This window comes from Arthrobacter sp. 10T419 (genome assembly GCF_056394105.1).
In genome coordinates this window covers 75731-100380 of the sequence record NZ_JBFTHF010000004.1, presented here as the reverse complement: position 1 = coordinate 100380, position 24650 = coordinate 75731, and the positions used below count along the sequence as shown (strand labels likewise).

Below are 24650 nucleotides of genomic sequence, written 5' to 3'. Positions count from 1 at the left end.
CCAGCCTAGCCGCATCGGCCTCACCGCGGCCGGGTCAGCCCGCGACGCCGGTGCGCCTGCTCAGTGCGCCTGCCCGGTGCGCCTGCCTAGTGCGCCTTTTCGGGGAGCAGGAACGGATCCCAGGCGGGCGTCGGCTTCTCCAGTTCCTTGATCTGCCAGATCGTGCCCTTCGGCGGCCCGGGAACGAAGCCCAGCTTCCAGCCCATTTCGGCGGGCGTGTGGTCTCCCTTGGCGTTGTTGCAGCGCAGGCAGGCCGCCACCAGGTTCTCCCAGGAATCCGCCCCGCCCCGCGACTTGGGGTGGACATGGTCGATGGTGTGGGCAGCCTTGCCGCAGTAGGCGCAACGGTGGTTGTCCCTGCGGAGCACTCCCCTGCGGCTCACGGCCGTCAGGGTGTTGTAGCGCGGCCTGATGTACCGGTTAAGCAGGATCACCGTCGGTCGGCCGAGGATATCCTGCGGACCCACCACGGGCTCATCCCCCTCGGCCACCACGCTGGCCTTCCCGGTCAGTACAAGCACCAGCGCCCGGCGGAAGGTGACTACCGCCAGCGGTTCATATCCAGCATTCAGAACGAGAGTGCGCATCCGCATACCTCTTCACGGCCGCACCCGCCAGGGGCACGAGGGCCGGCTGCCCTGTGCATGGTCGGGCTATGGATCGACACCACAAGAGTAAACACCGAAGGCCCGGATTGCCGAATTTTTCTTTGCCGGGCTTCCTGGCCGCGCCTCGGCGGTCGGGCGCGAGCGAGCCGCAAACTGCAAAGGACCCCTGCCGCGAGGGCAGGGGTCCTTCACAAAGCTTCAGGCGTTAGACGCGCCTAAGTCCTAGCCGCCGACGCGGATGAAGACCGGGCCGGAGCCCACGTTGACGCTGTACAGCGCGGTGGTGCCGCCGTTCCAGCCGCCATGGACGGCCATGCCGTTGCCGACGTAAACGGCGATGTGGGCCATGCCCATGCCGCCGTTCTGGTAGTAGGCGAGGTCGCCCGGCTGGGCCTCGGCGGCGCTCACGGTGCGGCCCAAGGACAGGTAACCCGCCGGCCAGCCGTGGTAGTGGACGCCGACTGCGGCCAGCGCGTTGGTGGCCAGCATGGTGCAGTCCTGGGAGACACCGATCTGTGCGTAGGCAGCAGCGGCGATCGAAGCGCCCATGCCGCTGACGGCGGCCGGAGCCTTGGTGGCCAGCGATGCGGTGACCGCGGTGCCGGTACCAGTTCCGGTACCGGTGACGGCGGTGTCCGCTTCCTGGACGTTGACGACGGGCTTGGCCGCCTCGACAACCGGAGCCGGCGCGGTGGTGACAGCAGGCTTCTCGTAGGAGATCGCGATGCTGGAGGCCGCGGAGATCGTGGCCGGTGCGTTGGACTGTACTTCCATGGCCGAAGCGGAAGTCGATTCACGCTGAACGTTGGTCTCGGCAGCGTTGGCTGCGATACCGCTGGTCAGGACCAGGCCGGAGGCTGCAGCGATAACCGCGGCCTGGCGACCCATACCACCGGCGTTGTCGCCGACGGCCTTAGCAATGACAGCCAGCGAGTTGGTCTTGGTGACCTCCGCGCGGTGGCGTGCAATGGTTGCACGAGTAGTCATTCAGTTCTCTCTTTCGTGATCCTTGGGTCCGCGCTGCTTGCAGGCGGGACTGAGGACGCTCCGGCATCTTGGGGGTACGCCGGATCGCCCCGAAACGGGTTTCTTAGCGAAGGGTGTACTGCGAAGACGCGCCAAAAGCGGGAACTGCGTTGTGTGATCCAGTCCGGGCGCCGGCAAGGGCGGCACGGAGCATGGAATTCAGCGGGCTCAACTGAGCCTCGCCAGCGCGAGAACGCGCAGCATTGTGGCGTGAAGACACGAAAGTAGCCTCTCCCAATGCCTACGAGGTGAGCTGTCGGATTCGGATGGGAGTCACCCGGCCGCGCTGCTTCCTGGGAAGCTTTGCGACTTAACCCCAAGGTCTTCTTGCGAAGACCAAAATTGGTTCCCCCGCCCCTGCCAGACGATGTCATGCGAACGGACCTTGAGCGGTGGCAGAGTTAGGCAATCCACTCAAGAGCGCCAACTTCGGAGAAGTTGGCGTGCTTCATACGGTACAGCAGTTGGGACTCAATGTCACATTCAGATCACGGCGTGTCACAGAAATGCGAGTGGTCCCTCGGCTTGGCTAAAGCCAGCCGAGCGGGTCAACAACTTCCCCGTTGACCATCACCTCGAAGTGGAGGTGGCAGCCGGTGGAGGCGCCGGTGGTCCCGCTCATCGCCACCACATCGCCACGTGAGACCTGCTGGCCCACGTGGACGTCGGAGGACGACAAGTGGTTGTACGTGGTCTCCAGGCCGTTGCCATGGTCGATCACGACCCGGTTGCCGCCCCCGTAGGGGTGCCAGCCGGAAAAGGTTACGGTGCCGCTCGCGGCGGCATGTACAGGAGTGCCGCACTGGGCCGCGTAGTCCTGGCCCCGGTGGAATTCCCCGACGGCTCCCGTGATGGGACTGACCCGGTAGCCGAACGGCGAGGCCGTGACCATGGAATCCAGCGGCGCCCCGAGGCTGCCCGCGGAGGCTGCCCGGGTGATGCTGCCGACGGACTGCGCGCTCAGCAACTGCTTGAGCTTGCTGTCCGGGTCACCCTTGGTGGTGACGGCCGTGCGGTTGAAGTTGATCTCGGCGGCCGGGGCCTTGACCTCGGGCTGGGCCGCCGCGGAAACCGAACCGGACCTGGCCGCATCGGTGGCCATCACGGGGCCGGTGGCCGGAACTGTAACGGTGAGGACCAAACCCGTGGCGGCCAGGGCAATGCCTGCCTTCTGCCCCACGCCGCTGACAGCGGCGAAGTCTGTTACCTGACGGAACGCGCTGCGCCGGCCGCGGCGCGCTTCGCGGTGCGCGTCACGCGGGCGCTCGTCGAGGACGACGGCGGCCGGGCGTGGCTCCGGAGCGGGACCGGTCGCACGACGGCGGCCCCTGACGGTCTGGGTGGTCAAGAACGGTTCCTCTCTGGATAGCCTGCGAAGTTAGCTGTCGGATTCGGGTCAGAGAGATCAAAGACCCGGTCCGCCGGTGCAAGCATCCAGACGCAGGGGCATCCACGGAGGTCCCAGTTTGAATTGCTTGCCGCTAGCGGACTTCACCCCAAGGCTGTTGAATCAACAGCCGGTTGTGGTTCCCCCGCCTCTGCCAGAAGGTGAATCGCCGGCTGATCCGCTGGCAGAGCTCGGCTCCGGATCAGATAACGCTTTAGTATCAGTGCTAGTCATCAACTATAGGGGATTAAGGCAGGCGGTAATAATTCCGTTATCTCGCCTGTGCACAACTTACCTGCTGTCCGGCGGAAGGATTTTGACGCCGGGTTACCCGAGCGTAACGAACACATGGGCGGCGACCTCGGGAGGCAGCTCGAGGGCGCCTTCAATGTCGGGGACCCGGACAGAGATGTACTCCCCCACCCGCTCCAGCGACACCCTGGCGCCCGGACGGATTCCGCCCTCGTCCAGCTGGACCAGCAGCTCCGGCTCGACCTGGATCGGCTCGGCCAGCCGGCTCACGGTGATCCGCGAATCGGCGCCGTAGCCGGCCATGGCGTCAAGCAGGTTGACCACGGCGCCGCGGTCCGGCGTCGGAAGCCCGCCCAGTTCGGCGAGTCCGGGAATCGGGTTCCCGTAGGGGGACACGGTCGGGTGGTCCAGCATTTCGAAAATGCGGCGCTCGACCCGTTCGCTCATCACGTGCTCCCAGCGGCACGCTTCCTCATGGACGTAGGCCCAGTCGAGCCCGATCACGTCGGCAAGCAGCCGTTCGGCCAGGCGGTGCTTGCGCATGACCTCGATGGCGCGCTTCCGGCCCGTTTCGGTCAGTTCAAGGTGCCGGTCGCCGGAGACAACCACGAGGCCGTCGCGCTCCATGCGGCCGACGGTCTGGGAAACGGTGGGGCCGGAGTGACGGAGCCGCTCGGCGATGCGGGCGCGGAGGGCGATGATGTTCTCTTCTTCAAGTTCCAGGATGGTCCGGAGATACATCTCGGTGGTATCGATCAGATCCGTCATTCAGCTCAGCTCCTCGAGCGCCGTCCTTGCGTCATTCCCACCGTACAGCGTGCGGGTTGCGCCCTGGCGAGATCCGCCGTACGTCACCGCACAGCCTAGCCTATTTTGAATTAGTCCGGATAATCTGTGGGCTGCCGCGCGGACCTGTGGACTACGCCCCGCCCGGCGCCGGGCCGCCGTCTCAATGACCGGACTATGACGGGCCTTATTCCCACCCGCGTGGGGCCGTCGGGCAGAATAAATAGCGGGTCCCGGTCACGCCCGGCAGAGCCCGTCCAAGCCACGCCACACACCCAGCCGAAAATTGGAGCCCCTGTGAGCGACACCAGCATCACCATCCCCGCGAACCTCCTGCCCAAGGACGGCCGGTTTGGCGCCGGCCCGTCGAAGGTCCGGCCGGAGCAGATGGAGGCCCTGTCTGCTGCGGCGGCGACGCTGCTGGGGACCTCGCACCGCCAGGCCCCGGTCAAGAACCTCGTGGGATCGGTCCGGAGCGGACTGAGCGACTTCTTCCGCGCCCCGGAGGGCTACGAGGTCATCCTCGGCGTCGGCGGGTCCACGGCGTTCTGGGACATTGCCAGCTTCGGCCTCGTGGAAAACAAGGCGCAGCACCTGTCTTTCGGCGAATTCGGCTCGAAGTTCGCCGCGGCCACCAACAAGGCACCGTTCCTGGCCGAGTCCTCGATCATCAAATCCGAACCCGGCACCCGACCCGAGGCGCGGGCCGAGGCCGGCGTCGATGCCTACGCGTGGCCGCAGAATGAGACCTCCACCGGTGTCGCAGCGCCGGTCAAGCGCGTGGCCGGCGCCGATGCAGGCTCCCTCGTGCTGGTGGATGCCACCTCCGCGGCCGGCGGCCTGGACGTGGACGTCGCCGAAGCCGACGTCTACTACTTTGCCCCGCAGAAGAACTTCGCCTCCGACGGCGGCCTCTGGCTTGGACTGTTCTCCCCGGCGGCGTTGGAGCGCGCGGCCCGGATCAAGGCCGGCGGCCGCTGGATTCCGGACTTCCTGGACCTCCAGACCGCGATCGACAACTCGCGGCTGAACCAGACCTACAACACTCCGGCGCTGGCCACCCTCGTGACCCTGGACGCGCAGGTGCAGTGGCTCAACGCCAACGGCGGCCTCGACTTCGCCGCCGCCCGCACCGCCGACTCGGCCGGACGCATCTACCGCTGGGCCGAGGCCTCCGCCTACGCCACGCCGTTCGTAGCCAGGGCCGAGGACCGGTCCAACGTGATTGCCACCATCGACTTCGACGACTCGATCGACGCCTCCGCCATCGCCAAGGTCCTGCGCGCCAACGGGATCGTGGATACCGAGCCGTACCGCAAGCTGGGACGGAACCAGCTGCGCATCGCCACCTTCGTGGCGATCGAACCCGACGACGTCTCCGCACTGCTCGAGTGCATCGACTTCGTCGTCGGCGAGCTCAAGAAGTAGCCACCGCGCCGTCCCCTTCGGGACGCGTCAGCGGTCGACGGCGTCGTCCGGGTCTTCCTCCCGGGCGGCGCCGCCGGTCACCGAGCCGCCGGTCACAGAGCCGCCGGTCACAGAACTGCCGGGGACGACCCGGAAATACCGCAGGCCCCGCGCACGCCGGTTGAAGGCGATCCGCAGCTGCTTGGCCCGGACAATCCAGAGTATGCCGATCAGTGCCGCGATCAGCCCGGAGGCCGCCGCCACCCCCATGGACCAGCGCGCGCCGGCGACGTTCGCCACCCAGCCGACCAGCGGTGCGCCGATCGGAGTGCCGCCCATGAAGATCGCCATATACAAGGCCATCACGCGGCCGCGCATCACCGGGTCCGTGGTGGTCTGGACGTAACCGTTGGCGCTGGTCATCATGGTGATCGCGAACAGGCCGACCGGCACCAGCGCGACGCCGAACCAGAAGTAGTCCGGCGCCAGCGCGGCGAGGCCGGAGGTCAGGCCGAAGGCGCCGGCCGCGCCGAAGATCACGCGCATCCGCGGCCGGCCCCGCCCGGCCGAGAGCAGCGCTCCGGCGACCGAACCGATCGCCATGATCGAGTTCATCAGGCCGAAGGCGCCGGCATCGAGGCCGAATTCGGTGCCGACCATGGCAGCGATAAAGAGGACGAAGTTCAGCCCCAGGGTTCCCACGATGAACACCGCCACCAGCACGACCACAATGTCCGGCCGGAAACGCACGTAGCGCAGGCCCTCGCGGATCCGGCCCTTCCCGGCCGGCGCGCGGGGCAGCTGGCGCAGCGAGGCGGCGGGGATTTTGGCCAGGCTCAGGAGCAGCGCCAGGAACGTGACGGTGTTGACCAGGAAGACCCAGCCGGGCCCGATGGCCACGGTGAGCAGGCCGGCGACGGCCGGGCCGATCATCCGGGCCACGTTGAACGAGGCGCTGTTGAGGGCCACGGCGTTGGGCAGGTAGTCGTCGCGCACCAGTTCGGAGACAAAGGTCTGGCGCACCGGGGCGTCCAGGGCGGAGACCACGCCCAGCAGCAGGGCGAATATGTAGACGTGCCAGAGCTGCGCGGCCCCGGACAGCACCAGGGCACCGAGCGCTGCGCTCAACACGGCCATGGAGGACTGTGTCAGGACCAGCAGCTGCTTGCGGTTGAAGCGGTCGGCGACCAGCCCGGCGACGGGGGCGAGGAAGAGCTGTGGTCCCAGCTGCAGGGCCATCGTGATGCCCATGGCGCCGGCGTCCTGGGCACTCAGATGGTCAAAGACCAGCCAGTCCTGCGCGGTGCGCTGCATCCAGGTCCCGATATTGGAGATCAGGGCGCCGATGAACCAGATCCGGTAGTTCAGGATGTGCAGCGATTTGAAGGTGGACCTCATGTCCCGACCTTCCGCTGCACGCTCCCGAACGGCCCCAAACCGTTAGTCGACCTCGACGGCGGACTCGTCCTGGACCGCTCCAGCGTCGGCTCCTGCTTCGGCAGGCTCTGCCTGCGCCTCCGCGGCACCGTCGTCGGCGGTCTCATCCGACGCAGCCGCGGCGGCGGGAGCTTCGGCGGCCTCGTCCTGCTGCGCATCTTCCGGGCGCACGCGTTCGGCCCACGGAACCCACTCCGGGGCCAGGATGGAATCCTCGGAGGGCAGCAGGCCCAGCTCATCCACCGTCACGGTCTTGGAGCGCGAATTGCGGGTCAGCACCGCGTACCACTGCCAACCGCCGTAGCCGGGCAGCTTGGACTCGAAGAGGTGCGTGACCAGGCGGTCGCCTTCGCTCTTCGCGCCCAGGTGCCGGCCGATCTGCTCTGCCGGCGCGATGCCTTCCACGGCGGCACGGGCCACATCGACGGACGCGGCCAGGAAGGCGTCGGGCTTGCCGACGCGCCACACGGGCACGCCGTAGCGCGGCTTGGATCCTGCTTTGGCGCCGGCGGCCTTGGCGGCCGCACCGGCCGCCGCGGCGGCGTTCTGTTCAGGTTCCGTTGTCATCGCAGAGCCTTACGCGTCCAGCTCGTCGGCGACCTTACGAAGCGCGACGGCGATCGCCTTGGCCTTGTTGCCTTCCGGGTACTTGCCCGCGGACAGCGTTCCCGAGAGGTTGTCCAGCACGCTGACCAGATCCTGCACCAGCGGTGCGAGGTCCTTGGCGCTGGGTCGCTTGGCCTTGGCGATCGACGGGGTCTTGTCCAGCACCCGCAGGCCCAGGGCCTGGGCTCCCTTGCGGCCGTCGGCGACGCCGAATTCCACCCGGGTTCCGGCTTTGAGCTCGGTTACGCCCTCGGGCAGCGCCGACTTGGGCAGGAAGACCTCCTGGCCGTCTTCGCCTGCGAGGAATCCGAAGCCCTTTTCCTTGTCATACCACTTGACCTTGCCGGTAGGCACGTAATCAACCTTCTTCGTTCTGCGGGGACGCGGCCGGCGGTCACCGCATCCGCATGGATATGCGGGTTCAGGGTGTGACTGCCCGGACCGTGTTGGTCTGTTCCTCCAAGGTTATCCTGCCTTGGCCACTTTGACGGCTTGAGGCGCGGGCGAAGCCGGGCTGTTAGCGTTGCCTCCATGACACCACAGCGCTTCCGGCGGCCGCTCTTGATTCTTGCGGCCACCGTTGCCGCGCTCTCGCTGGCCGCCGTCGGAGCCGTCATGGTCATGGCCTTCAACAACACGGTGGCGCCGGCCTGGGTCACGTCGACCGCGCTCTACGGGCTGCCCGTGGCGTTCCTGCTCATGCTCGCCCTGGTGGTCGACGCCGTCGCTGCCCGGCGCCGGACACCCGGGCACGGCGGAAGGTAGCGTTGGACTGATGTCCCTTATCCGCGCGCTCAGCAAGGAACTGCAGTCCCGCAGCGACGACTCGTTGCGGGCCCTGTTCTCCGCGCGGCCGGACCTGATTTCCCCCCCGGTGCCGGATTTCTCCGCCCTCGCCGCCCGAGCCAGCGGCCGGGTCAGTGTGCAACGGGCGCTGGAACGGCTGAACCGTCCGCAAATGCAGGTGCTCGAAACCCTGCACCTGTGCACCAACACGGACACCGGACACAGCGCGTCCGCCGCGACGCTCAAGCGCCTGATCAACGGCTCTTCCGTCGCCGCGCTGGACCGGCTGCTGCACTCCCTGCAGGAACTGGCGCTTGTGCACCGGGCCGACCCCCCGCACGGCGCCAGCCAGGCCACGGCCCGGCAGCGCCATTACCTCCCGGTCGGCAGCCTCAAGGACGTCATCGGCATCTACCCGGCGGGGCTGGGACGCAGCTACACGGAGCTCGTCCGGCTCCAGCCGGCCTTCGCGCAGCGTGTGGTGCAGCTGGTCGGCGAGCTCCACCACACCGGCGCCGACATCGCCCCCGCCAGCACCCCGATGGAGGCGGCGCTGTCGCTGCAGCACTGGACCGCGTCGCCGGAGGCCCTGCAAGCGATCCTGGCCACCGCACCGGAGCGCACGACCGCGCTCCTCGCCCGCTTCGGAAACTGGGCCATGGGCGCGGTGCCCCAGGCGCAGCGCCGCGCGTCCGTGCTGAACGAGGGCTCCGACGTCGGGCCCGTCGACTGGCTGCTGGCCCGCGGGCTGCTGGTGCCGCTAGACGCCGCCCACGTGGAGCTCCCGCACAGCGTGGGCGTCTCGCTCCGCGGCGGCTTCGTCATTGAGCACTTCGCGCTCAGCCCGCCGGTGCCGAGACTGGGACAGACCAGCGCTTCGCTGCGCCGCAATGCCGCGCTCGGCGCCATCGCCGAAACCCTGCGGCTGACCGGCGAACTGCTGTACGCCGTGCGCGAGCAGCCGCTCGCCACGTTGCGCAGCGGCGGCGTGGGCATCCGGGAAATGAAGCGCCTCGCCGACGCCCTGCGAATCGGGCTGCATGAGGCTGGCGTCCTCGCCGAGCTGTGCGCCCTCTCCGGGCTGCTCCGCCTGGACGTGGACAGCTCCGCCTGGATCCAGGCGCCGCAGCTGGAATGGCTAACGCTGCCCCGGCAGGAGCAGTGGCTGTGGCTGGTCAACGCCTGGCTTGCCAGCGAACGGGTCCCGTCGCTGGTCGGGCAGCCGGTCAGCGGCGTCGCCACCGCGCAGGCGCACCGCGGCCCCGCCGGCAGCGCCATCAATGCCCTCTCCGCGGAGGCGCAGCGGCCGGACGCCCCCGTGGTCCGGAAACGGATCCTGGAAATCCTCAACGAACTCACCCAGGAGGCGGCCGCGGCCGACGGGGAGGCGCCGGTGCTGGACGCCGCCGCCGTGTTGGAACGGGCCGACTGGTCGCAGCCGCGGATGGCGCGGCGCTTCAGTTCGCTCATCCAGGGCGTCCTCGCCGAAGCCGAAATGCTGGGCCTGGTCGGCTCGGGCGCCCTCAGCCAGATCGGGGCGGCGATCGCCGTCGAACAGCCCGACGAAGCCCTGGCCATCCTCGGCGAGCACCTGCCGGCGGCGCTGAACCATGTGTTGCTCCAGGCGGACCTGACCGCCGTCGCCCCCGGCTACCTGGACCCGGAACTGAGCGAGAAACTCCTGACCATGGCCGACGCGGAGGGCCAGGGGCCGGCCACCATCTACCGCTTTTCGGTGGCGTCCGTCCGGCGCGCCCTGGACGCCGGGCAGGACGCCGGGGCACTCATGGACTTCCTGCGCGAGCACTCGGCCACCGCCGTGCCCCAGCCGCTGCAGTACCTCATCGAGGACACCGCCGCGCGCCACGCCCGGCTCCGGGTGGGCCCGGCCGCCAGCTTCATCCAGAGCGAGGATGAAACAGCCCTGCTGGAGCTGCTCAACACCCCCGCGGCGTCCGGACTGGGCCTGGTCCGGATCGCCCCGACCGTGCTGGTCTCGCACGTCGCACCCCGGGAAGCGGCCCAGCTGCTGCGCGGGCTGGGCCTGTCCCCCGCGGTGGAGGAAACCGGTTCGGCCACCGTCCGGCTGCGCCGCAGCACCGCGGCGCCAGGCAGCGTCCGGCCGGTCTACACCGCCCCGCGCACCGCTCCGGCGAACGCCGACGTCGACGCCCAGCTCGCGGTGCTGCGCGACGGCGGTTCGCCTTCCTCCTTCTCCGATGCCGCCGCCCCCGGAAGCCGCGGGGCCGGGGCGGGCGGCGAGGCCGCGACGCAACTGGGCCTGGAGACCCTGCAGAAGGCCATCCGGCTCAAGCAGCGGGTGGTGATGAACATCGTGGACAGCCTGGGGAATGCCACCCGCGAAACCGTTGTTCCGGTAGCAGTGAATGGCGGGCGTGTGCGCGTGTTCGATCCGGCCAAGGAAACCGAACGTGTCCTGTCCATCCACCGGATCATTGATGTTGAAGCCACAGAGGAATTGCTCCAGTGAATGACGGACCGCTGATCGTCCAGAGTGACAAGACCATCCTGCTGGAAGTGGACCACGAACAGGCCACCGAGGCGCGCCATGCAATCGCGGCGTTCGCCGAGCTGGAGCGCGCCCCCGAGCATGTCCACAGCTACCGCCTCACGCCGCTGGGACTTTGGAACGCCCGGGCCGCCGGGCTGGACGCCGAACAGGTCTTGGATACGCTGCTCAAGTACTCCCGGTTCCCGGTGCCGCACTCCCTGCTGATCGACATCGAAGAGACCATGTCCCGTTACGGCCGGCTGCGGCTGGAGAAGGATCCGCAGCACGGCCTCGTGATGCGCACCTCCGACTATCCGGTCCTCGAAGAAGTCAGCCGCGCCAAGAAGATCGCTCCGTTGTTGGGGCCGCGGATCGATGCCGAGACCGTGGTGGTGCACTCCTCCCAGCGCGGCCAGCTCAAGCAGCTGCTGCTGAAGATCGGCTGGCCTGCGGAGGACTTCGCCGGCTACGTGGACGGCACGCCGCACCCCATCATGCTCAACGAAACCGGCTGGAAGCTCCGCCCGTACCAGCAACTGGCCACGGAGAACTTCTGGGCCGGCGGCAGCGGCGTCGTCGTGCTTCCCTGCGGGGCCGGCAAGACCCTGGTGGGTGCCGCCGCGATGGCCACGAGTTCCACCACCACGCTGATCCTGGTGACCAACACAGTGTCCGCGCGGCAGTGGAAGGACGAGCTGCTCAAGAGGACCTCGCTCACCGAGGAGGAGATCGGCGAATACTCCGGTTCCGTCAAGGAAGTCCGCCCCGTCACGATCGCCACGTACCAAGTGCTCACCACCAAGCGCGGCGGGCTGTACCCGCACCTGGAACTGGTCGACGGCAACGACTGGGGCCTCATCATCTACGACGAGGTCCACCTGCTCCCGGCGCCGATCTTCCGGATGACCGCGGACCTGCAGGCGCGCCGCCGCCTCGGGTTGACCGCCACCCTGGTCCGCGAGGACGGCCGCGAGGGAGAGGTGTTCAGCCTGATCGGACCCAAGCGCTACGACGCCCCGTGGAAGGACATCGAGGCGCAGGGCTACATCGCCCCTGCGGACTGCGTTGAAGTCCGGGTCGACCTCCCCCGGGACGAACGGGTGGCCTATGCCATGGCCGAGGACGCCGACAAGTACCGGCTCTGCGCGACGTCCGAGACCAAGACCGGGATCGTGGAGCGGCTTGTGGCGGAACACGCCGGCGAGCAGCTGCTCGTGATCGGGCAGTACATCGACCAGCTGGACGAGATCGGCGAGCGCCTGCAGGCGCCGGTGATCAAGGGCGACACCTCGGTCAAGGAGCGCCAGCGGCTCTTCGACGCGTTCCGCGCCGGGGAGGTCCAGACCCTTGTGGTGTCCAAGGTCGCCAACTTCTCCATCGACTTGCCGGAGGCCTCGGTGGCGATCCAGGTTTCCGGTTCCTTCGGCTCACGCCAGGAGGAGGCGCAGCGGCTGGGACGCCTGCTACGTCCCAAGCAGGACGGCCGGGCCGCGCGGTTCTACTCGCTCGTGGCCAGGGACACCCTGGACCAGGACTTTGCCGCGAAACGCCAGCGCTTCCTGGCCGAGCAGGGCTACGCCTACCGGATCATGGACGCCAAGGACGTCGGCGCAGGCAACTAGCAGACGCCCATTCAACACACATCCGCCTTTCAGAAAACTCACAGAGTCTGGGAGCATCATGGGAACCATGAAAAAGAACGGTCCCGAAGCCAAGCTGCTCGTCGTCGATGATGAACCCAACATCCGCGAGCTGCTTTCTACCTCGCTGCGCTTCGCCGGGTTCGAAGTCGTCTCCGCAGGTACCGGCCGCGATGCCCTCGCCGCCGCGGAGCTCCACTCCCCGGACCTCGCCGTCCTCGACGTGATGCTGCCGGACATGGACGGGTTCACCGTCACCCGCCGGCTGCGCGCCGCGGGCAAGCATTTCCCGGTGCTGTTCCTGACCGCCAAGGACGACACCGAGGACAAGGTCACCGGCCTTACCGTCGGCGGCGACGACTACGTCACCAAACCGTTCAGCCTCGACGAGGTGGTGGCCCGCATCCGCGCCGTGCTGCGCCGCACCCAGCCGCTGCAGGACGACGACGCCGTCATCCGGGTCGACGATCTTGAGCTCGACGACGACGCCCATGAGGTGCGCCGCGGTGGCACAGTGATCGAGTTGTCCCCCACCGAGTTCAAGCTGCTGCGCTACCTCATGCTCAACCCGAACCGGGTGCTCTCCAAGGCCCAGATCCTGGACCACGTCTGGGAGTACGACTTCAACGGCGACGCCTCGATCGTGGAGTCCTACATCTCCTACCTCCGGCGCAAGGTGGACATCGACCCCGCGGCGCCGGCCCTGATCCAGACGAAGCGGGGCGTCGGCTACGTGCTCCGGACGGCTGAGAAGCGCTGACCTTGCTGCACCGATGGAAGGCGGCATCGCTGCGGTCGCAGCTGGTCGCCATCATGATGGCCCTGATGCTCGTGGCCCTCACCGCCACGGGCGCGGGCACGCTTGCCCTGCTGCACAGCTACCTGCAGGGCCAGGTCGATGACAAGCTCAAGGCCGCCGTGGGATCGGCCCGGCAGCAGCAATCCTTCAGCCAGCTGCAGGACCAGAACCCGAACGTCCCCACCGACTATTCGCTGATGCTTTTCAGCCCGGGCCAGTCCGCCTACGTGTTCGGCGGCAGCAAGGGCTCACGGCCGGCCATCAGCAGCATCGCGCCGCAGGAGGCCCACGACCGCGGCGAGGTTCCGTTCCAGGTCCGCGGCACCGACGGGCGGAACTGGCGGGTGGTGGCCGTCAACGTGCTGGACGGCAACCAGCGCGCCGCCGTCGTCGTGATCGGACTGCCGCTGTATCCGGTGGATTCGGTGATGGAGCACGCCGCGCTCGTGGTGGTCGGCGTCGGGCTGCTGACCCTGGTGCTGGCCTTCTTCATTGCCACCTGGACCGTCACCCGGTCCTTCCGGCCGCTGGCGCGGGTGGAAAAGACCGCGGCCGCCATCGCCGCGGGCGACCTCTCGCGGCGCGTGGAAGTCGAGAACCCCGACACCGAGGTCGGCCGGCTCAGCCGGTCCCTCAACGCCATGCTGGCGCATATCGAGTCGGCCTTTGCCGCCAGGATGGCCTCCGAGGAGAGGATGCGCCGCTTCGCCGCCGACGCGTCCCACGAACTGCGCACCCCGCTGGTCACAATCCGCGGCTTCTCGGAGCTGTACCGGCACGGCGCCCTGGCCACGCCCGAGGACGTCGCCACCGCGATGGGCCGGATCGAGAGCGAGGCCAAGCGGATGGGTGCGATGGTGGAAGACCTGCTGCTGCTGGCCCGGATCGACGAACAGCGCCCGCTGCAGCAGAAGCCGGTGGACCTGCTGCTGCTGGCCCATGACGCCGTGGTTGACACCCAGGCCAGCGACCGCAGCCGGGTGATCTCGCTCCGGGGCCTCGACGGCGGCGCGGGGGCGTCGGCCCCGGTGATGGGCGACGAGGCGAAGCTGCGCCAGGTGGTCGGCAACCTCGTGGGCAACGCCCTGCGCTACACCCCGGATGGCACCCCGATCGAGCTCGCCGTGGGGGTGCGGTCCGACGCCGACGGGACGCGCCGCTCCGTGATCGAAGTCCGTGACCACGGGCCGGGTGTCTCGGAGGACGAAGCGGCCCGGATCTTTGAACGCTTTTACCGTGCGGACACCTCCCGGACCAGGGAGACCGGCGGCAGCGGCCTCGGACTGGCAATCGTGGCGGCCATCGTCGGCTCGCACTCGGGCTCGGTCCGTGTCCAGCCGACCGAGGGCGGCGGCGCCACCCTGGTGGTCAGCCTCCCGTTCCTGGCCGAAGCGGAGCCGCCGGAGGCCGAGACAGCAGAAGCGGAGCTGAAAGGCGCTGAGCCGGACGCTGAGTCCGGCGCTGGGTCCGGCGCTGATGCAGGCGTGGAGCCTGGCCTGGGGTCGGGCGGCGCGGCGCGCGGGTAACCCTTTTACGCTGGTCGGGTTTTCCACATAGGGGGCTTCTCCGCTGGGGCAGGCCGCAGCGCCTTCCTAGGCTGACAGTGTCAGGAAAATCCGGACATCCTCATCCCCGGCACCCGTGAAAGGCCCTCCCGTGAGCATCATTTCCGTCGATACCGAACTGCTCCAGCTCAAGTCCGCCAACGTCCAGGCCACGGTGGAAAGAATCAGCGCCGACGTGCAGGCCATGAGGCACGGGCTGGACGAACTGCAGGCGAGCTGGCGCGGGTCGGCCGCCACCAATTTCCAGGCCCTGCTTGCAGAATGGACCCTGACCCAGGGCAAGGTCGAGGCCTCCCTGGCTTCGATCAATCTCGCGCTCAAATCCGCCGCGGCCAGCTACGCCCAGGCCGAGCTGAGCAACGCCCAGCGGTTCAACTAGCGGCGGAGGCCTGCCCGCGGCCCTGTGTGCCTCCTAGGCCTCGGGAGTGCCCTGGTGGAAGCGGAGCCGCCATTGCGCGCCGTCCAGGACCCACAGGGAGCTGCGCAACGCCGTCCCCGTGCGGGTGTGGCTGCGGTAGGTGAGCAGCACGGCGCCCTCACTGAGGCGGTCCGCGGCCAGAAGCTCCAGCTCGGCGGGCACACCGGGATCATCCTCGAGGGCCATCATCGTCTCGTCGCGGGTCCAGAGCCGTCCGGAACTGCCGATCTCGGTAAAGTCCGGGTGCAGCAGCACTCCTGTGCGCCCCAGATCCGAGCGCGTCTCGGGGAGCAGCAGCTCTCGCTCCAGCGCCTCGACGATTGCCTCCGGGCTCTGCTCCGGGCCGGCCGCCGCAACGCGGGATTCCTCCTCCAGTTCGCTGAAGAGATCCGGCTCAGCGAAAAGGCTGGATTCGCCGAACAGCGTCGGCTCAGCGATCAGTTCCCGCGTTCCGGCGTGAGCGGACGATGCCTGCCGGGACTGCGCCGGGGCTGAGGCCGGGGCCGGCGCGGCCGAAGCCTGCTGCGCGGCGGGGGCAGTCTGCACGCCGGCGGCGGCAACGTCTCCGGCTCGGACGAAGCCGGGGCCCTGCCGGGCCGCGACGCCCTGCTGGTAGGCGGTGGCGGCGGCCCTGGCGCGGTCATCCGCCGCCTCGTTGAGGTCGTGGCCGGCGTGTCCGCGGACCCATTCGAAGGTGTACTTGCGTCCGGTGAGCGCCTGATCGATCTCCTTGAGCAGCTCAACGTTGAGCACCGGCTTGCCGTCGGACTTCCGCCAGCCTTTACGCTTCCAGCCGGGCATCCACTTGGTCACCGAGTTGATGACGTACTGGCTGTCGCACAGAATGTGCAGGTCCTCGCCCGGAAGGTGCGCCGTGGCCCGGAAGAGGTCCAGGACGGCCATCAGCTCCCCCTGGTTGTTGGTCCCGTGCGGCCACCCGCCGGCACGCCAGCAGTCGTCGTTCACGTACCAGGCCCATCCGGCCGGGCCGGGATTTCCTAAAGCCGAACCGTCGGCCGCTGCTGTAATCGTCACTGCACCATCCTGCCAGACCTCCGCCGCCCGACGCTCCCGCACCACCGGCACTGGCACCGGCACCGGGTAAGAGCACCCCACCAACCGAGAGCACCCGGCCAACCACCGCACCACCTGAGGGGCGATGCCCCGGGGCGGGAGGGTTTAACGACGACGGCGGCCCCACCAGTGGTGGGACCGCCGTCGTCGAACGTGCCGTCGCTGACGGAGAACCGTCAGTTCAGGCGTTCAGGGCTTGGTAGCCGGGTGGTTAGAAACCGCCCATGCCGCCCATGCCGCCCATGTCGTCGCCGCCGCCCATGGCCGGGGAGTTCTTCTCCGGCTTGTCGGCCACGACGGCCTCGGTGGTGAGGAACAGGCCGGCGATGGAAGCCGCGTTCTGCAGGGCCGAGCGGGTGACCTTGACCGGGTCGTTGATGCCGGCAGCGAGCAGATCGACGTACTCGCCGGTTGCTGCGTTCAGGCCGTGGCCCGCGGGCAGGCCGCGGACCTTGTCCACCACAACGCCGGGCTCGAGGCCGGCGTTGAAGGCGATCTGCTTCAGCGGGGCGTCGATGGCTACGCGCACGATGTTCGCGCCGGTTGCCTCGTCACCTTCGAGCTGCAGGTTGGCGAACGCCTTGGCGCCGGCCTGGATCAGGGCCACGCCACCGCCGGCGACGATGCCCTCTTCGACAGCAGCCTTGGCGTTGCGGACAGCGTCCTCGATGCGGTGCTTGCGTTCCTTGAGCTCAACCTCGGTTGCGGCACCGGCCTTGATGACTGCAACGCCGCCGGCCAGCTTGGCCAGGCGTTCCTGCAGCTTCTCGCGGTCGTAGTCGGAATCGGAGTTCTCGATCTCGGCGCGGATCTGGGACACACGGCCGGCGATCTGGTCGGCGTCGCCGGCACCTTCGACGATGGTGGTCTCGTCCTTGGTGACAACAACCTTGCGTGCCTTGCCCAGCAGTTCGAGGCCGGCGGTCTCAAGCTTGAGGCCGACTTCCTCGGAGATGACCTGGCCGCCGGTGAGGATGGCGATGTCGGCCAGCTGTGCCTTACGGCGGTCACCGAAGCCCGGAGCCTTGACGGCGACGGACTTGAAGGTGCCGCGGATCTTGTTCACGATCAGGGTGGCCAGGGCCTCGCCCTCGATGTCCTCGGCGATGATCAGCAGCGGCTTGTTGGACTGCATGACCTTTTCGAGGACTGCAACCAGTTCCTTGACGTTGGAGATCTTGGAGTTGACGATCAGGATGTACGGATCCTCGAGGACCGTTTCCTGACGCTCGGCGTCGGTGACGAAGTAGGCCGAGATGTAGCCCTTGTCGAAACGCATGCCCTCGGTGAGCTCCAGCTCGAGGCCGAAGGTGTTCGACTCCTCGACGGTGATGACGCCTTCCTTGCCGACCTTGTCCAGGGCTTCGGCAATCAGGGCGCCAATTTCGTTGTCACCGGCGGAGATGGACGCGGTGGCGGCGATCTCTTCCTTGGTTTCGATTTCCTTGGCAGAAGCCAGGAGCTCGCGGGTGACCGCTTCAACAGCCTTCTCGATGCCGCGCTTGAGGGACAGCGGGTCAGCGCCGGCCGCGACGTTGCGCAGGCCTTCCTTGACGAGGGCCTGGGCCAGCACGGTTGCCGTGGTGGTACCGTCACCGGCGACGTCGTCAGTCTTCTTGGCAACTTCCTTGACCAGCTCGGCGCCGATCTTCTCGTAAGGGTCGTCCAGCTCGATCTCCTTGGCGATGGAGACACCATCGTTGGTGATCGTGGGGGCGCCCCACTTCTTTTCGAGGACGACGTTGCGTCCACGCGGGCCGAGGGTGACCTTGACGGCGTCGGCGAGGATGTTCAGGCCCCGCTCAAGACCGCGGCGTGCCTCTTCATCAAATGCAATGATCTTGGCCATAACGGCAGTAGTCCTTTCGGGACAGTCGTTAAGAATGAACCTTGCGCTGCGGTGCCCGCGACGGACGATTCCAACCCGGCAGCCTCTGTACGCCGCCGGGCCGGGGATCTCACCCCAGCCAGGTATTTCTCTCGCTCCCGGTCCGTCCGCCGCCTCCACGCGACCGGCCGAACCGGGGCGTCGAGTTAGCAGTCAATACGCGGGAGTGCTAACTCCATAATTAGCACTCCCCCGGGGAGAGTGCAAGCAGTGGTGAGGTCAGGGTGCGCCCCGCCGGGCGCTCTTCGCTAGGAGCGATCAGGAGCCGGCGCTGCGGGCCGTTTCGCTGCCGGTCATCTCGGCGTTGTTGTCCGGGCCATAGCTGTAGACCATGTAGGCGGCGGCGGTGACGTCGCCGTTGCTGTCGAAGTTGATCGGGCCGGAGGCGCCGTCGTAGTCGGGGCGCTTGCCGGCGCGGAGCGCGGCCACGCATTCCTGGTAGGACTTGCAGGCCGCGGCTTCCCCGGACGGGGCCCCGGTGCCGGCAGCCGTTCCGCCGGACACTGCGACCAGCTTCGAGGCGATGGAGGTCCCAGCGTCGTCCTCCGCCGCGGCGGCGGCGAGGGCGGCGAGGTTGACGGCGTCGTACGTCTCGGCGGCAAACGCCATGTCCTTCAGGCCCGGGTCGACGGCCACGAGTTCCGCCTGGAAGTGCGCGGAGGGGAACGTGCCCGGCAGGACCCCGCGGGCGCCGTCCAGCGCCTTGGAGCCAAGGCCGTCGCCGTACTGGTTTACGGCCCCGTCGCTGAGGATGAGCTTCTTTCCGGACAGTCCCGCGTTGTTGAGCTCGGCGATGGCGCCCTGGGCACCGTCCCGGGCCACCAGCACGACGGCGTCCGGCGAGGCAGCCTTGGCCGCCGCGGCCGCCTGTTGCGCCTGACCGGCCTTGAATTCAGCGTCGACGGAGGTGCCCAGGCCCGCGGCCTTCGCGGCCGCCGAGACGGCCACGGAGACGTCCTTGCCGTAGTCGCCTTCCTCGTGCACCACGGCAAGGGTCTTGGCGCCGCCGTCCTGGGCGAGCTTGACCAGGACCGAGGCCTGCGCGATGTCGGCGGCCGCGGTCCGGAAGTAGTAGCCGCCGCTCTTGTACGAGCTGAGTCCCGGCGCGGTGTTGGCCGGTGAAATGAGGGCGACTTTGGCGCGGGAGAGGACGTCGATGGCGCCGGCGGCGCGGCTGGAGTCGGTGGGCCCGATCACGACGTCGGCCTTGGCCGCCACCAGGTCCTTGGCCTGGGCCGCGGTGTCCGTACCGATGGACTCGGGCAGCAGTTCCACGGGCTTACCCTTGTGGCCGCCCGCCGCGTTGATTTCCTTGACCGCCAGCTTCGCCGCCGCCAGTTGGGGCGGATTGAGGAAGTCCTGCCGGCCGGTGTTGTCCAGGATCAGGCCGATCCGCAGCGTTCCGTCGCCGCTCGCCTCCGCGGCATCCACCCGGGCGTTGCCGGTGGGACCGGCGCAGGCGGCCAGCGCCACGGCTGCGGCCACGCCGGCGGCCGCTGCACGGTTGAACCGCCGGAGCTTGCGCCGGCGGCCATCGCTCTTCGGGGCAGCTGCCGCAGCGGAGACTGCCACTAGGCGGGCCGGACGCTTTCGGCCTGCGGGCCCTTTTCGCCCTCGCCGACTTCCAGTTCCACCCGCTGGCCTTCAGCCAAAGCACGGTAGCCTTCGCCCGCGATCGCGGACCAGTGCACGAAGACGTCGGCCCCGGAGCTGTCGACGGTGATGAACCCGTAGCCCTTTTCGGCGTTGAACCACTTGACGGTCCCCAGTGCCATGTTCTCCACACTTTCAGCTAGCTTGCGAACGGCCCACCCCAATGTGCGCCGCGTTATGCGAAATGAAGTCCGCAGACACTCTACCCACAGCCTTCCACCGGTGCCCGGGCAGGGTCCCGGCCCGGCCGGGAATAGTTATTCAGGCGTAACCGAAGCCGGCGGCCACCCTGGGGCTAATTGAAACCGGGGCCGAGGACGATGACCAGCGGCATCTGGAATTCCGCCGAATCCACCAGGGTGCCAATCCCGAGGAGGGAACCCAGCTCTGCGGCGTTGGCCTTCTGCGCCGGGCCCTTGTAGAAGACGACCGAGGTCTGCTGGGGGGCGCCGCCCCAGTTGCCGAGCGGGCCCTGGACCCATCCAGCGGCGGAGATCCTGGAGCCGACGCGACCGGCCAAGCCCGGCGTCGTGGTTCCGTTGTAGATCGCCACGGGCTGGGTCTTGTCAAGCTTCTGGTCCCCGGACTGGTCCCCGGCGGCGCTCGGCGTTGCAGAAGCGGAGGGCTTGGAGCCCGCGGGGGCGAGGCTCCCGGTCGGCTGGCTGCTGGGGGACGGCTTCGAGCCGGCGGACGTTGTGGGTGCCTGCGACGCCGCGGCGTTGTTGCTGGCTTGGTCCGCGGTCATGGCCGAGCCACCGGCGGGACCAAAGCCCAGTTTGGGCAGCAGAAGGAAGGCGACGAGGCCGACTACCAGGGCCGCGGCGCCGGTGGCGAGGACGGGGCCCAGCCGGCGGGCACCGGGAGCGGCGACCGTCCGGTGGACACCCTGGCGCGTGGAGGCCTCCGGGACCCGATCAAATTCATCCCGTGCGTACTTGGTCATGGTAAAACGACGTCCTTGCTGATTTCTGGCTGATGGCCCGACGCCGGAATCCGCGCGAAATTCCGCGCTTCCGGCCGGACTTCACGTGCTCTTAAGCGTCCGAGCCCAAACGGCGTGCAGTGCGGGCACGTTGTCGTGACGTACGTAGTCTACGCAATCTCTTGACCAGCATGGGATCGTGGGCCAGCGCCGCCTCGGTGTCGATCAGGGCGTTGAGGATCTGGTAGTAGTGCGTGGCGGAGAGGTCAAAGAGTTCCCGGATGGCTTGTTCCTTGGCGCCGGCGTACTTCCACCACTGCCGCTCCAAGGCAAGCATCTGCTGCTCCCGGCTGCTCAACGGCGAGTCTTCGGAGACTGCCGCGAGCACGGCGTCGGCGTCATCCGCCGACAGGTACTCGGGTGCTGCTTCGGCCACTGCACACTCCCTGGCTCGTTCCGATAGGTCTCCCCCACATGTTACGGCCGAATAACAGGCTTGTCATTTAGCCGGCCCGGCCGGCTGCCCGGGCTCCTGCGAGAATGAAGCCGTGCCTGATTCATCTAATCCCGACGCGCTCTTCGAACTTGACCCCGCCGCAGAGGCGGTGGACCTCGCGGCGATGGCGCACCTTCCCTTGGACGGGCTGGTGGCGCCGGACTGGGCCGCGGCGCTGGCACCGGTCGAGGGACAGCTGCGGTCGGTCCTCGCGTTCCTCGCCGCCGAGACGGCCGACGGCCATGAGGTGCTGCCGGCGCCGTCGAACATCCTCCGGGCCTTCCGGCAGCCGCTCTCCGGCGTGCGGGTTCTGATTGTGGGCCAGGATCCCTACCCCACACCGGGTCACGCCGTCGGGCTGTCCTTCGCGGTGGATGGCGGCACCCGGCCGATCCCGCGCAGTCTCGCCAATATCTACAAGGAGCTCGACGCCGACCTCGGGCTGCCGCCCCGCGTCCACGGTGATCTCAGCCGGTGGGCGGAGCAGGGGGTGCTGCTGCTCAACCGAGTCCTCAGCGTCCGGGCCGGAGCAGCCGGTTCGCACCGGAACAAGGGCTGGGAGGCCGTCACGGCGGCCGCCATCAGGGCCGTCGCGCAGCGGCGCCGAGACGACGGCAGCCCCGCGCCGCTCGTGGTGGTCCTCTGGGGCAAGGACGCGGAGGGCGTGCGGCCGCTGCTGGGCTCGGCCGCCGTGATCGCCAGCGCCCACCCCAGCCCGCTCTCGGCCTCGCGCGGGTTCTTCGGCTCACGGCCCTTCAGCCGCGCCAATGACCTGCTCACCGCCCAGGGTGACGGCACCGTGGACTGGGAACTGCCGCCGCTGCCCTGACACGGTTCTTGGCTAGGCTTAGGTCCATGACTTCCGTCCCCGCCACCACCACCGCCAACCGGAACTCCCGGCCGCAGACCAACCTCACGGTCCTGCGCCGCGAGCAGCTCTCGCCGCACATGGTCCGGATCGTCGCCGGCGGCCCGGGTTTCGCTGCCTTCGTCAACAACGGTTACGTGGACCGGTACGTCAAGATCGCGTTCCCGCAGCCGGGGGTCGACTATCCGCAGCCGCTGGATCTCTGGGCCATCCGGGAGTCCCACCCGCGGCAAGAGTGGCCGCGCACCCGGACCTACACCGTCCGTTGGGTCGACGAGGCGGCGGGCGAGCTGGCGATCGACTTCGTCATCCACGGCGATGAGGGCCTGGCCGGGCCGTGGGCCGCCTCCGCACAGGCCGGGGACAGCCTTGTCTTCACCGGGCCGGGCGGGGGCTACAACCCTGACCCGGCGGCGGACTGGTACCTCTTCGCGGGCGACGAGTCCGCCCTGCCGGCGATCAGCGCCGCGATCGAGTCACTCCCCCGGGATGCCCGCGGTCTGGCCTTCCTGGAGGTGGACAGCGACGCCGACGTCCTGGCGATCGACGCCCCGGCCGGGGTGGAACTGCGCTGGCTGCTGCGCCGCGGGACTCCGGCCGGAAACGGGACCCTGCTGGTGGACGCCGTACGCGGCGCGCAGTGGCCCGAGGGCCGAGTGCAGGTCTTCGCGCACGGGGAGCGCGGCTACATGAAGGGCCTGCGCCCGGTGTTCTTTGCCGACCGTGGCCTCGAACGGGGCCAGGTCTCGCTCTCCGGGTATTGGGCCAGTGGCCGGGTAGAGGACGACTTCCAGGCCGAAAAGAAGCTGCCGATCGGCAAGATCTAGCCAGCCATCCCCGGCTGACGCGGGCGGGCGCCGCGGAGTTTCCCCACTTTTGCCGCCACGACGCCGGGACAGCCCGGCGCGGCCGGCTGACACGCCGTCGGAGCCCGGCGAAGGTGGGGAAACGCGGCGCTTCAGCTCGTAGGCAGACGAGCCATCTCCGCCGTCGTTAGCGGCGGCGGGCGCGGCGCCGCTCGTTGCTGGCCAGGCTCCGGGTCAACGGCCGGGCGAGGGTGTCGCCGAGCACAATGCCGGCCGCGACGCCGAGCACGATTGCCCCGGCGTTGAGCATCCCGCCGGCTCCCATCAGGATCTCGGACTCTTCAATCGTCAATACATACATGGAACGGAATATAGTCAGGCCCGGCAGAAGGATGAGCGCCGCGGGCACCGCCACGACCAGCTGCGGGGCCCCCATCCGGAGTGCGACCACGCGGGCCAGGAGGCCGATGACCACGGCGGCGAGGGCCGGGGCGAACCGGGGACCGATGCCGATGGCTGTTCCCCCGATCAGCACCAGATGACCCACGACGCCGACGGCCGCCGTCGGCAGCAACAGCTTCAGCGAGGTCTGCTCGGTGACGCCGATCGCGACGACCGCGATGGCCACCAGCGGCACAAGCACCCACAAAGGATACTTCGGCGGGAATGTTTCGGTGACGTCAATGGACTGCATCCCGGTCATCGCCCCCACCACAAAGCCGACGGCGATCCCGGAGACCAGCGCGCCGAAGGTCAGCATGGTGGACAGGAACCGGCCGGCCGCGGTCACCGGGAAGCCGTTGATGGCGTCCTGCACCGAGGAGACGAGCCGACCGGTGGGCAGCAGCAGGAGGATTCCGCCGACCACCACGATGGCGGGGGCGATCTGGATTCCCAGCGGGCTGCCGAAGCGCCAGAGCAGCAGCGCGATCAGGGTGACGACGAAGGAACAGGACGCCGTGATGAAGAAGTCCGGGGTGCGCCAGCGGCCCAGTTGCCGCGCCAGCAGGCTGATCAGCAGGTTGGACAGGAAGGCGATGCCGGACGCGGCCACCCCGCCGCCCAGCACGCCGACGAACACCGCGGAGAAGACGCCGAAGGCCACGGTGACCATCCAGCGCGGGAATGGCTTCGAGCTGTGCGTGATCTCTTCGAGCCGGCGCACCGCTTCCTCGCGGCCCACTCCGCCGGCCACAATGTCCGTGACCAACTGGTGGACCTGGGCGAGGCCGGCGTAGTTGTTGGTCCAGGACCGCACCACGCGCAGCAGCGTAATGGGTGTCTGGTCCTTCGGGGCATAGTTGATGGCCACCGACTGGTTGGTGATGTCCACCTCGATGTTCTTCAGCCCCAGCGCGGCGGTAATGGCGATGATGCTGGTTTCCACTTCGAGGGCACCGGCGCCGTAGCGGAACATCGATTCGGCCAGCTTGAGGGCAAAGTCGATGGTCTTGCGGGCGGAGGTGTCCACGCCTCCGACCTGGATCATCGGGTTGGCGTACGGGCTGCCGGCCAGCCGGTCGACGATGCTCAGCGGTGCCGTGGGCGGGTTCTCACCTTGGACCAGCCTGCGGAGCATGCGTTTGGCGGCGGCGTTCTGGCGCACCTGCAGGGGCGACATCGGCTCGGTCCGGGGCAGGCCGTCCGTCTGCGGCCCGCGGCGGCCGTCGGGTGGTTTGGTCATTCCGGCCTCCTCATTTCACCTTGCGGGCGG

At 68.6% G+C, this 24650-nt stretch carries 23 protein-coding genes and 2 riboswitches; of the genes, 9 read left to right on the top strand and 14 right to left on the bottom strand.

The window, feature by feature from the left end; translation table 11 throughout:
- Window positions 1–86: 86 nt before the first annotated feature.
- The 4 genes from AC1DBD_RS09335 to AC1DBD_RS09320 form a co-directional block, all read right to left on the bottom strand.
- The gene (locus AC1DBD_RS09335; RefSeq protein WP_476981941.1) at window positions 87–587 is read right to left on the bottom strand and encodes an HNH endonuclease; all 501 of its coding nucleotides are present in this window, start codon (window positions 585–587) and stop codon (window positions 87–89) included.
- Window positions 588–830: 243 nt separating this feature from the next.
- Window positions 831–1595 carry an NlpC/P60 family protein gene (locus tag AC1DBD_RS09330; RefSeq protein WP_441418265.1) on the bottom strand — a complete coding sequence of 255 codons (765 nt, stop codon included), beginning with the start codon at window positions 1593–1595 and terminating at the stop codon, window positions 831–833.
- 263 nt (window positions 1596–1858) lie between these two features.
- Window positions 1859–2017, bottom strand: a riboswitch (cyclic di-AMP (ydaO/yuaA leader).
- Window positions 2018–2163: 146 nt separating this feature from the next.
- A complete protein-coding gene (locus tag AC1DBD_RS09325; protein WP_441418264.1) occupies window positions 2164–2982 on the bottom strand; it encodes a M23 family metallopeptidase in 819 nt (272 codons plus the stop codon).
- 4 nt (window positions 2983–2986) lie between these two features.
- Window positions 2987–3206: riboswitch (cyclic di-AMP (ydaO/yuaA leader) on the bottom strand.
- Window positions 3207–3348: 142 nt separating this feature from the next.
- Complete coding sequence (locus AC1DBD_RS09320; protein WP_175322028.1) at window positions 3349–4041, bottom strand: iron-dependent transcriptional repressor DtxR; 693 nt, start codon at window positions 4039–4041, stop codon at window positions 3349–3351.
- Between the two features lie 315 nt (window positions 4042–4356).
- Between AC1DBD_RS09320 and serC the strand changes: the two genes are divergently transcribed.
- Window positions 4357–5487, top strand: coding sequence for a phosphoserine transaminase (gene serC, locus AC1DBD_RS09315; RefSeq protein ID WP_476917561.1), 1131 nt, complete (start codon window positions 4357–4359; stop codon window positions 5485–5487).
- Between the two features lie 27 nt (window positions 5488–5514).
- Here the strand turns inward: serC and AC1DBD_RS09310 are convergent, their stop codons facing one another.
- From AC1DBD_RS09310 to AC1DBD_RS09300, 3 genes are read right to left on the bottom strand one after another with little or no spacing between them, the layout of a single operon-like run.
- Window positions 5515–6864 carry an MFS transporter gene (locus tag AC1DBD_RS09310; RefSeq protein ID WP_476981940.1) on the bottom strand — a complete coding sequence of 450 codons (1350 nt, stop codon included), beginning with the start codon at window positions 6862–6864 and terminating at the stop codon, window positions 5515–5517.
- Between the two features lie 42 nt (window positions 6865–6906).
- Window positions 6907–7470 (bottom strand): DUF3027 domain-containing protein, encoded by a 564-nt coding sequence (locus AC1DBD_RS09305; RefSeq protein ID WP_476893149.1) that lies wholly within the window; start codon window positions 7468–7470, stop codon window positions 6907–6909.
- A gap of 9 nt (window positions 7471–7479) precedes the next feature.
- Complete coding sequence (locus AC1DBD_RS09300) at window positions 7480–7863, bottom strand: cold shock domain-containing protein (protein ID WP_175322024.1); 384 nt, start codon at window positions 7861–7863, stop codon at window positions 7480–7482.
- Between the two features lie 177 nt (window positions 7864–8040).
- On the opposite strand from AC1DBD_RS09300, the gene AC1DBD_RS09295 reads away from it, so the two are divergent.
- From AC1DBD_RS09295 to AC1DBD_RS09270, 6 genes are all read left to right on the top strand, one after another.
- On the top strand, window positions 8041–8274 hold the full coding sequence (locus AC1DBD_RS09295) for a hypothetical protein (protein WP_441418260.1): 234 nt from the start codon (window positions 8041–8043) through the stop codon (window positions 8272–8274).
- 10 nt (window positions 8275–8284) lie between these two features.
- Complete coding sequence (locus tag AC1DBD_RS09290; protein ID WP_476981939.1) at window positions 8285–10786, top strand: helicase-associated domain-containing protein; 2502 nt, start codon at window positions 8285–8287, stop codon at window positions 10784–10786.
- Complete coding sequence (locus AC1DBD_RS09285; protein ID WP_175322021.1) at window positions 10783–12429, top strand: DNA repair helicase XPB; 1647 nt, start codon at window positions 10783–10785, stop codon at window positions 12427–12429. The genes AC1DBD_RS09290 and AC1DBD_RS09285 overlap by 4 nt, the downstream gene beginning before the upstream one ends.
- A 67-nt stretch (window positions 12430–12496) precedes the next feature.
- Window positions 12497–13207 carry a response regulator transcription factor gene (locus tag AC1DBD_RS09280; protein ID WP_175322020.1) on the top strand — a complete coding sequence of 237 codons (711 nt, stop codon included), beginning with the start codon at window positions 12497–12499 and terminating at the stop codon, window positions 13205–13207.
- A 2-nt stretch (window positions 13208–13209) separates the two neighbouring features.
- Entirely contained in the window at window positions 13210–14772 is a 1563-nt protein-coding gene (locus AC1DBD_RS09275) for a sensor histidine kinase (RefSeq protein ID WP_476981938.1), read from the top strand.
- A gap of 130 nt (window positions 14773–14902) precedes the next feature.
- Window positions 14903–15190 carry a WXG100 family type VII secretion target gene (locus AC1DBD_RS09270; RefSeq protein ID WP_476981937.1) on the top strand — a complete coding sequence of 96 codons (288 nt, stop codon included), beginning with the start codon at window positions 14903–14905 and terminating at the stop codon, window positions 15188–15190.
- 33 nt (window positions 15191–15223) lie between these two features.
- Here AC1DBD_RS09270 and AC1DBD_RS09265 read toward each other — a convergent pair whose 3' ends face one another.
- The 6 genes from AC1DBD_RS09265 to AC1DBD_RS09240 all read right to left on the bottom strand — a co-directional run bounded on the left by AC1DBD_RS09265 (window position 15224) and on the right by AC1DBD_RS09240 (window position 21202).
- Entirely contained in the window at window positions 15224–16264 is a 1041-nt protein-coding gene (locus AC1DBD_RS09265; RefSeq protein WP_476981936.1) for an RNase H family protein, read from the bottom strand.
- Between the two features lie 250 nt (window positions 16265–16514).
- On the bottom strand, window positions 16515–18152 hold the full coding sequence (gene groL / locus AC1DBD_RS09260; protein ID WP_175322016.1) for a chaperonin GroEL: 1638 nt from the start codon (window positions 18150–18152) through the stop codon (window positions 16515–16517).
- A gap of 297 nt (window positions 18153–18449) precedes the next feature.
- Window positions 18450–19763, bottom strand: coding sequence for an ABC transporter substrate-binding protein (locus AC1DBD_RS09255; protein ID WP_476981935.1), 1314 nt, complete (start codon window positions 19761–19763; stop codon window positions 18450–18452).
- Complete coding sequence (locus tag AC1DBD_RS09250) at window positions 19763–19966, bottom strand: cold-shock protein (protein ID WP_175322015.1); 204 nt, start codon at window positions 19964–19966, stop codon at window positions 19763–19765. Before AC1DBD_RS09250 ends, AC1DBD_RS09255 begins: the two co-directional genes overlap by 1 nt.
- A gap of 173 nt (window positions 19967–20139) precedes the next feature.
- Entirely contained in the window at window positions 20140–20787 is a 648-nt protein-coding gene (locus AC1DBD_RS09245; RefSeq protein WP_476981934.1) for a LytR C-terminal domain-containing protein, read from the bottom strand.
- Between the two features lie 91 nt (window positions 20788–20878).
- A complete protein-coding gene (locus AC1DBD_RS09240; protein WP_441418254.1) occupies window positions 20879–21202 on the bottom strand; it encodes a DUF3263 domain-containing protein in 324 nt (107 codons plus the stop codon).
- A 184-nt stretch (window positions 21203–21386) separates the two neighbouring features.
- Here AC1DBD_RS09240 and AC1DBD_RS09235 point away from each other — a divergent pair, with 184 nt between their 5' ends.
- Together AC1DBD_RS09235 and AC1DBD_RS09230 are read left to right on the top strand one after the other, a co-directional pair.
- Entirely contained in the window at window positions 21387–22091 is a 705-nt protein-coding gene (locus AC1DBD_RS09235) for a uracil-DNA glycosylase (RefSeq protein ID WP_441418394.1), read from the top strand.
- Window positions 22092–22117: 26 nt separating this feature from the next.
- Entirely contained in the window at window positions 22118–22957 is an 840-nt protein-coding gene (locus AC1DBD_RS09230) for a siderophore-interacting protein (RefSeq protein ID WP_476981933.1), read from the top strand.
- Between the two features lie 166 nt (window positions 22958–23123).
- Here AC1DBD_RS09230 and AC1DBD_RS09225 read toward each other — a convergent pair whose 3' ends face one another.
- Complete coding sequence (locus AC1DBD_RS09225; RefSeq protein WP_441418252.1) at window positions 23124–24620, bottom strand: threonine/serine exporter family protein; 1497 nt, start codon at window positions 24618–24620, stop codon at window positions 23124–23126.
- Window positions 24621–24650 lie beyond the last annotated feature (30 nt).